Origin of the sequence: Aliirhizobium wenxiniae (genome assembly GCF_019511445.1) — a bacterium.
GTDB lineage: Bacteria > Pseudomonadota > Alphaproteobacteria > Rhizobiales > Rhizobiaceae > Neorhizobium > Neorhizobium wenxiniae_A.
This window is the reverse complement of sequence record NZ_JAEUAN010000034.1, coordinates 39,115-46,900: the sequence shown is the minus strand read 5'-3', so window position 1 is coordinate 46,900 and position 7,786 is coordinate 39,115. Positions and strand designations below refer to the sequence as shown.

6 protein-coding genes are annotated in these 7,786 nt (G+C 57.9%); 2 read left to right on the top strand and 4 right to left on the bottom strand.

Annotated features, from left to right (window positions below):
* Together istA and JNB91_RS28470 are read right to left on the bottom strand one after the other, a co-directional pair.
* The coding region (gene istA, locus JNB91_RS28475) for an IS21 family transposase (protein WP_346269418.1) at positions 1–874 on the bottom strand (874 nt) is incomplete at its 3' end.
* A 401-nt stretch (positions 875–1,275) separates the two neighbouring features.
* Entirely contained in the window at positions 1,276–1,461 is a 186-nt protein-coding gene (locus JNB91_RS28470; protein ID WP_220328821.1) for a hypothetical protein, read from the bottom strand.
* A 463-nt stretch (positions 1,462–1,924) separates the two neighbouring features.
* On the opposite strand from JNB91_RS28470, the gene JNB91_RS28465 reads away from it, so the two are divergent.
* Both JNB91_RS28465 and JNB91_RS28460 read left to right on the top strand, forming a co-directional pair.
* Entirely contained in the window at positions 1,925–5,113 is a 3,189-nt protein-coding gene (locus JNB91_RS28465) for a PAS domain S-box protein (RefSeq protein ID WP_220328820.1), read from the top strand.
* The gene (locus JNB91_RS28460) at positions 5,106–5,468 is read left to right on the top strand and encodes a response regulator (RefSeq protein WP_220328819.1); all 363 of its coding nucleotides are present in this window, start codon (positions 5,106–5,108) and stop codon (positions 5,466–5,468) included. Before JNB91_RS28465 ends, JNB91_RS28460 begins: the two co-directional genes overlap by 8 nt.
* A 193-nt stretch (positions 5,469–5,661) precedes the next feature.
* Here JNB91_RS28460 and JNB91_RS28455 read toward each other — a convergent pair whose 3' ends face one another.
* On the bottom strand, positions 5,662–6,042 hold the full coding sequence (locus JNB91_RS28455; RefSeq protein ID WP_222857657.1) for a response regulator: 381 nt from the start codon (positions 6,040–6,042) through the stop codon (positions 5,662–5,664).
* A gap of 2 nt (positions 6,043–6,044) precedes the next feature.
* Complete coding sequence (locus JNB91_RS28450) at positions 6,045–7,751, bottom strand: PAS domain-containing protein (protein WP_220328818.1); 1,707 nt, start codon at positions 7,749–7,751, stop codon at positions 6,045–6,047.
* Positions 7,752–7,786: the final 35 nt, after the last annotated feature.

Genomic DNA, 7,786 nt, shown 5'->3' with positions numbered 1-7,786 from the left:
TCTCGAATATCTCCTGGCGGGTTTGGCCCAACCGCTTCATGACGTGCGTGTTGATCCGCTCGACGGCTCCGCGGATGGCGGCATTGGCTTCCTCCAGCGAGAAGAAGGTCTGATTGCGCATCCGGCCGAGAATGCAGCTCTGGGCGAAACGTACGCCGGCCTCGACTTTTGGCTTGTCTTTCGGCCGCTTCGGTCGCGCGGGGAGGACACCGATGCCGTAGTAGGCGGCCATGGTGCCGTAGCTGCGATTGATCTCCGGGTCGTAGAAGCTCGCCTTGTTGACGCCGGACTTCAGATTATCCGGTACGATCAGGCGGGGCACGCCGCCGAAGAAGGCGAACATGCGCACGTGCGAGCCGATCCAGTCCGGCAGGGTCTGGGTCCAGGTGGCTTCTGCAAAGGCATAGCTTGATGCGCCGAGCACGCCGACAAAGATCTCCGCCTCGCGGATCTCGCCGGTCTTGCGATCGACGATAGGCAGCTTCTTGCCGGAATAATCGACGAACACCTTGTCGCCAGCAATGTGGACCTGCCGCATCGTGGGCGTCAGACGCCGCTCAAAGCCGCGGAACAGGTCGCAGAACCGACTGAAGCCGTAGCCATCAGGATGGACGGCCCGATATTCCTCCCACAGGATCGTCAGCGTCACGCCGGGCTTCTTCAGCTCGACCGCAACGACGCTCCAATCCGGCTCTGGTAGTCGCCGTAACCCTTGTTTGGTGCCTTGCCGGGCAAAAAGTTTGCCTTCCAGGACGTCGTCAGTCAGATCGGCGGGCAAAGGCCAGGACAGCCCTGCAGTCGCAGCTCGCCCGATCCCGTCTTGCACCGTGCTGCGGGCAATCCCGAGCAGATCGGCAATATCGCGAACGCTCACGCCGTCTGATCGCAGTCGAAGCAAATGTCGTAGTTGTCTCATGGTCAGCCTTCGTCTCTTCGACATGCCATCTCCTAACGTTCGAAAGGAAATGCATGCCAAGGTTGCTGACCCAGGGGCACTGCTTACGTTGAAAAACTGTCCGGTATCAAATCGGAATCGCGTCCGGTTAATTCTCGGAATCGCGTCCGTTTTTTGATCGGAATGCCGTCCGGTGAATCATCGGAATCTACACAAGAGCACGTCTTGACCCTTAGTCACCACCGCCTACGGACCATTTGGTGGTAATGGCTGAATAGTACGCCTCAGGATTGAGGAGTCCAGACCATTAACAAATCGTGATACCAACTCAGGTAAGCTGTGCTGCTGCGCATCCTACTGCTCGAAGGGCTAGGCCACAGTCAACCATAGTTTGGCACGGGAGGTATTCGTTCAGCCACATCGAGTGGGTCAACGTCATCTTGAAACATAGAACCCTTGAGCGTCATTCTCTCGGCCATAATGTCAGCCATCGCATCGCAGAAAGCTTCCATGCCATGCTCGTTCTCGTATGCGAAACACGCGTCGCGTAATTCTTGCTGGGTCATGTCCGTAACCTCCAATGGACAGCCGCGAACAAACCCAAGATCACGTAGTTCCATTATCGGAAAAAATTTGCCTCATTTGCCGGAGCCAAATTGGACGAAAGCCATCGAAGGCGGAAAAGTCGGAACCGCGCTCGTCTGAATTTGTCATTCTATTAATAGGCATGGAATTTCTCGATGGAGAGGACTTTGCATGTTTCTCAAGAAAGAACTCTAACTTAAGAGGGTTCGGCATTGGCCTGGCGATCTTAAAGTGCGGCTGCCTTGGAGCCCTTGGCTCAAGGCTGCCGGTCGAACCAATCGCAATAAACCTGGCTCACGCGCCGTGGCCGCAAAAAATCTTCCCCATCCGAAACATGGTATGCATGGCAGCGCCAATTCTATAGCCTCAACTCCCGATAATCGTGATTTTGAACCGCCGACGCCGTCGGCAGTTAGGCAGCCATAACGAAGAGGAGAGCTGCCGATGAGCGATCACCCGCGATCGGACAACGCGTTCGAACAGGATAAGCCAGGCACGGAGGCTCGCGACCGGGTGGAGGCGAGGATCGACGAGCTGCGGCAGCGCGGCGGCGTGTTCGTTGAGGCAGTCCGCGCCACACGCATGGCCATGGTGCTGACCGATCCGACATTGCCCGGCAATCCTATCGTTTTTGTGAATCAGTCATTTCTTGATCTCAGCGGCTACCGCATGGATGAGGTGCTTGGGCAGCAGCCTTACTTCATGAACGGAACGGGCACGGACCCGGACGACGCCGAGCGATTCCGGACCATTTTGAAGAATGATCAGGACGGCGTGGTCGAGACCGTTCAATATGCAAAGGACGGCCGCCGCTTCGTGGCGACTGTTCTCCTCAGCGCCTTCAAGGACGGTGCAGGCGATACGATCCACCATTTCCTCTCATGGGCCGACATCACCCGTCAGGTGGAGGCGGAAGGCGAAGCAGATGATTTGCGTGAGGCGCAGAAGGCACTCCATGCGAGCGAGGAGCGTCAGTCATTCTTGCTTGCACTGGGTGACGCCATGCGGGCTCAACCCGATGCAACCGCGGTCATGGAGGTCGCAGCCCGCATGCTGGGCGAGCGCCTGAACGCCTCGCGGATCATGTTCGCGGAGTATGACCACAAGAACCGCTTGGCCGATATCTTCCACGGGTGGTTTGCTGATGGTGCCACGCCCTTTCCAGCGGTCTTACGCCTAGACGATTTCGAGGGACATATTCTGGACGACCTGCGGGCCGGCCGAACAGTGCGCATCGACAATACAGGCCCTCCCTTCGAGAGACCCGATCTCGCGGCTGTCGCTGAACTCGGCGTCAAGGCGCTGCTCAGCCCTCCCCTGATCGTCAATGGCACGCTGGCGATGAACGTGAGCGTGCACCAGCATGAGCCTCGTCGCTGGACCGATAACGAAGTTTCACTCGTCCAGGAGGTCTCCGAGCGTCTTTGGGCTGAACTGAAGCGAGCCCGCACCGAAGCCGCCCTGCGGGCAAGCGAAGAGCGGTATCGCGAACTATTCGAGCGGATAGATGAAGGCTTCTGCATCATCGAGGTCATCTTCGATGATAGCGGTAAGGCCGTCGACTATCTTTTTGTCGAAGTCAATCCTGCATTCGAGCGCCACACCGGCATTTCTGGCCCCGTAGGTCGGAGAATGCGCGACATTGCACCCGAGCATGAGGAGTACTGGTTCAAAACGTATGGCGAAGTCACCCGGACCGGCCAAGCCGTGCGGATCAAAGCCCCTGCCAAGCAGTTGGGAGACCGCTATTACGATCTGAACGCATTTCGCGTAGGCAGTCCCGAGCAACGCCTTGTGGCGATCATCTTCAACGATATTTCCAAACGCAGACGCGACGAGGCAGCCCTGCGCGAGAGCACGGAGCGCTTGCGCCTGATCGTCGAGAGCGCACGCGACTACGCCATATTCACCATGGATTGCGATCGTCAGATCACGCAGTGGCTGCCGGGCGCGCAGGCGGTATTCGGTTGGACGAAGGAAGAGATCGAGGGCCGCTCGGGAGACATCCTGTTCACCCAAGAGGATCGCGAGCAGCAGGCTCCACAGGCCGAGGCCGACACTGCCTTGCGAGACGGTGTCGCGGCCGACATCAGATGGCATTTGCACAAAGATGGCCGGCGCGTGTTCATAGAAGGCCAGGTTGTCCCACTTTCAGAAGGCGACGACGAGCGCGGATTTCTGAAGATCGGGCAAGACGTCACGGCTCGCCGCGCGGCCCAGGAAGCCTTGCGTGAAAGCGAAGAGCGGCTTCGCCAGTTCGGCGAGGCCTCGCAGGACATACTTTGGATACGAGATGCCGAGACGTTGGCCTGGACGTATCTCACACCGGCTTTCGAGGAAATCTATGGGCTCAGCCGCGAGGAGGCGCTTCAGGGCGATACCTTCCGCAACTGGCTAAAACTGGTTGTCCCCGAGGATCGGGAGCATGCTCGATCCATGATTGATCAGGTCTGTGGCGGCGACCCTGTGACATTCGAGTATCGCATCCGCCGTCCCGCTGACGGAGAAATCCGATGGGTCCGTGACACCGACTTCCCGATACGAGGCGAGAATGGCCAAATCGCCAGCATCGGAGGCATAGGCCAGGACATTACATCCATGAAGGCGGCTGAAGAACTCCTGGCGACAAGCGAGGAGAGATTGCGAAATGCCGCAGAAATCGCAAACTTCGCGCTCTGGGACTGGAATGTGCAGACAGGAGACGTCGCCTGGTCGGACGAGCACTTTCGCATGGAGGGATACCAAGTCGGCGAAGTCAGGCCCAGCTATGAAGCGTGGGTCGCGCGCATACACCCCGACGATCGCGCCCAGACGGAAGCCGCGATCGCTCAAGCCCGAGACACACGCAGCGAGTACGTCCACGAATTCCGGACACTCCACCCCGACGGCTCGGTTCATTGGCTCTCCGCACACGGCCGCTTCTTTTATGATGTTGCCGGAAGTCCGGTGCGGATGATCGGAGCCATGCTTGACACCACGGAGCGACGGGAATGGGAGGAGCGGCAAAAGGTGCTTGTCGCCGAGCTGCAGCATAGGACCCGCAATCTGATGGGCGTGGTCCGGTCTATGGCTGACTCGACCGCGCGAACGAGCCTGGACTTTCCTGATTTCCGGGAGCGGTACCGAGATCGCCTGGCAGCACTCGCAAGGGTCCAGGGTCTTTTGTCACGTCTGAACGAACACAACCGGGTGACGTTCGATGAACTGATCCGCACGGAATTTTCGGCGATGGGTGCTGGGCCGGAGCGTGTTACGCTTGAAGGGCCAAGGGGTGTTCGTCTGCGGTCCTCCACTGTTCAGACATTGGCTATGGCCGTCCACGAGCTGGCAACGAACGCCTCGAAATACGGCGCATTGATGCAACCAAACGGGCGGTTACTTGTTCGGTGGTCCTTCGAGCGTGTCGGGGATGCCGGCAAGCCGTGGCTTCACATCGAATGGCGGGAGACCGGATTGATCATGCCCCCAATTGACGCCGCCCCACAAGGCACGGGCCAGGGACGCGAACTGATCGAGAAAGCACTGCCCTATCAGCTGGGGGCGAAGACTTCCTACAAGTTCGAAACGGACGGCGTGTATTGCACGATCTCGGTTCCGGTTTCGGCGACCATTGCGGAGATGATGGATGCCTGAGCACAGTCTTCATGGACGTCGCATACTCGTCGTGGAAGACGAGTACATGATCGCAAACGACCTGCGAAACGAGCTCGAGCAAGAAGGTGCCGTGGTCGTTGGTGCCGCTGGTCGTCTCGATACAGCGTTCGAACTCCTCGAGAGCAAGGTGCAGATTGACAGCGCGATCCTTGATGTCAACCTGGGCGGCGATGACGTGTTCCCGATCGCTGCCGCGCTCATTGAGCGGAACGTTCCGTTCGTATTCGCCACTGGCTATGAGGCTTCGACCATTCCTGCGAGGTTCAATGGCATCCCTGTATGCGACAAGCCTATCGAGATGCACAAGATCAGAAAAGTGCTGACCGAGATCTGAGGCACCCGGTCGGCTGCACACGCGGCAAAAGCCATTCGAAACGTTCTCCAGATCGACAGGCCCGCCTCTGTCTCGTCTCAAATGCTGAGCGCTAATCGAGGTTTTAGTGGCCCTTCCCGCGCCAGACTGTAACAAATGCGGATCCTTCCGTACTCAACCGCCATTAATTGGGCAAAGAGAGACCGTTTGGTCATTACGTTCTGGCGATCTCCTCGATGTGCTTGAGCAAGCGATTTGGATCGAACGGCTTCGTGATGAACAGGCTGTTTTCCGGCATTTCGTCCAGTTCGATTTTTCGCATACCGGACGTGACCAGAAGTACGGTCGGCGGGTAACGGTCGCGGATATAGTGTGCCAGTTTCAGCCCGTCCATTGAACCAGGCATCTGGACATCTGTTAGAACAATACGGATCGAATCGTGTGCCTCAAGAATGGCGATGGCCTCGTCCGCGTCAGCAGCATCGTAGACATGGTAACCAGCGTCCATGAAAAAGTCCGCAAGGTCGAACCGCAGGATCGCCTCGTCGTCGACGATGAGGATCGAATGGGTGTTGAACGGTTTACTCTGCCCCATATTCAGCTTTCCAGACTTCCAGCCGCCTCAAGCGGACAATCAATTTCAAAACGGAGACCTTCAGCCCGGTACTCGAGCTTTGCTTCGCCTTTAAAATAGGCTCTCAGCGATCTTTCGATCATCGTTGAACCGAAGCCTCGGCGAGAGGGTGGCTGAACCGGCGGCCCACCAACCTCTTCCCACAACAGCTTCAGTCTCGGTCCATTTCCGTCATCAGCCTCGCCAGCAGACCAGGTCAAGCGTACTTTTCCGGTCTCGTTCGACAAAGCGCCATACTTCGCCGCGTTCGTGGCAAGTTCATGGAGCGCGAGTGCAAATGCCATTGCGGCCTGCGGATGCAAGACAAGCTCGGGTCCGTCAATGATGATGCGGTCGCCAATATCGGCGTGATGTCCAAGCACGGTGCGGACAAGCTGGCGGATTCCGGCCGACGACCACTCGTTTGCCGTCAGAACACTTGCAGCCTCTCCAAGCGCGACGAGCCGCGACATCAACGCGGTGTTTGCAGAAGCAAGGTCTTGCGATTGCCTGAGGGTTTGTGATGCGACAGACTGGACTACCGACAAGACGTTCTTGAGCCTGTGGCTCAGTTCGTCATTCAGCAGACGCTGTCGCGCCTCGGCGTTTTTTCGTTCTGTGAAGTCGCGGGTGACCGTGCCATAGCCGACGAGCTTGCCATCGGTATCGGTCACTGGGAATACGTTGTACAGAACCGGTATGAGCTGACCCGTCACGAAGTGCCGAAACGACAGCTCACCGATCCAGTGCCCCTTCTCCGCAACGGCGGGAAGGACTTCCTTTTCCACCTGCGAGGCATCGTCCGGCGGGAAGAAATCCGTGACATGCACCCCGCCCAACCGCTCCCTCGACAGTCCGACCATGTTGAGGGCGGCGTCGTTGAGGAAGTATACGACACCGTCCAGATCGGCCATGCCAACGAAATCCGTCGTTGTTTCGACAATCCGGCTAAGCTGGCGATGTTGCTCTTCGTTGTAGCGTGACGCTGTAATATCGCGGGAGACCGAAAGAATTTGCTTCGGCTGGCTGTCAGCACCTAGGATCGGGCTAACCGCCACATCCCACCACTTCTCGGTCCCTCCCATAGTACTTGCCCTGGCAATGAAGCTGCTGGACCTTCCTTCCCTGGCGGCCTTGACTGCCGCTTCAGCCTGGACGTTGCCCGCACCATTCCAGAAAATAGGCCACGGACATCCGGAGATTGCATTGAAATCGCTCACTTCCATAACCTTTTGTCCACCCTCGGACATGAAGGTCAGCCGTCCATCCAGATCAAGCACCTTGATACAGTCAGTCGAGCTCGCGAGCACACTAGCCAAAAAGGCCTCTCGCTCCCCGAGCAAAATATTGGTCTCGGCATTCGTTTCCGTTAGACCCCGGTTGCGCGTGAACGTGTAGCGCAGCTCTCCCACCAGAACGGCAAGTCCCAGCACCACAAGAAGGAACAGAATGCTGCCCGCCCATTGCGGGCCGGTCATCCAGAACGCGTGGTCGGAGTTTCCAATCGTGAAGCCCGCGACAATCGTCGCAAGCACGCTTGCGAAAATCCCGGCGTCGCGGCTCAACAACAGAGCGCTTGCGATGATCACGGGTATGAAGAAAAGCCACGGCACAAGCTCCGTGATGAAAAGACCTCTGACGAGGCCAACCACGAACACAGCCACGGCCACGATTGCGAACTGACGCGACAACGAAAAGCGGTTTGCAATGGACCATGCCAGGGCCT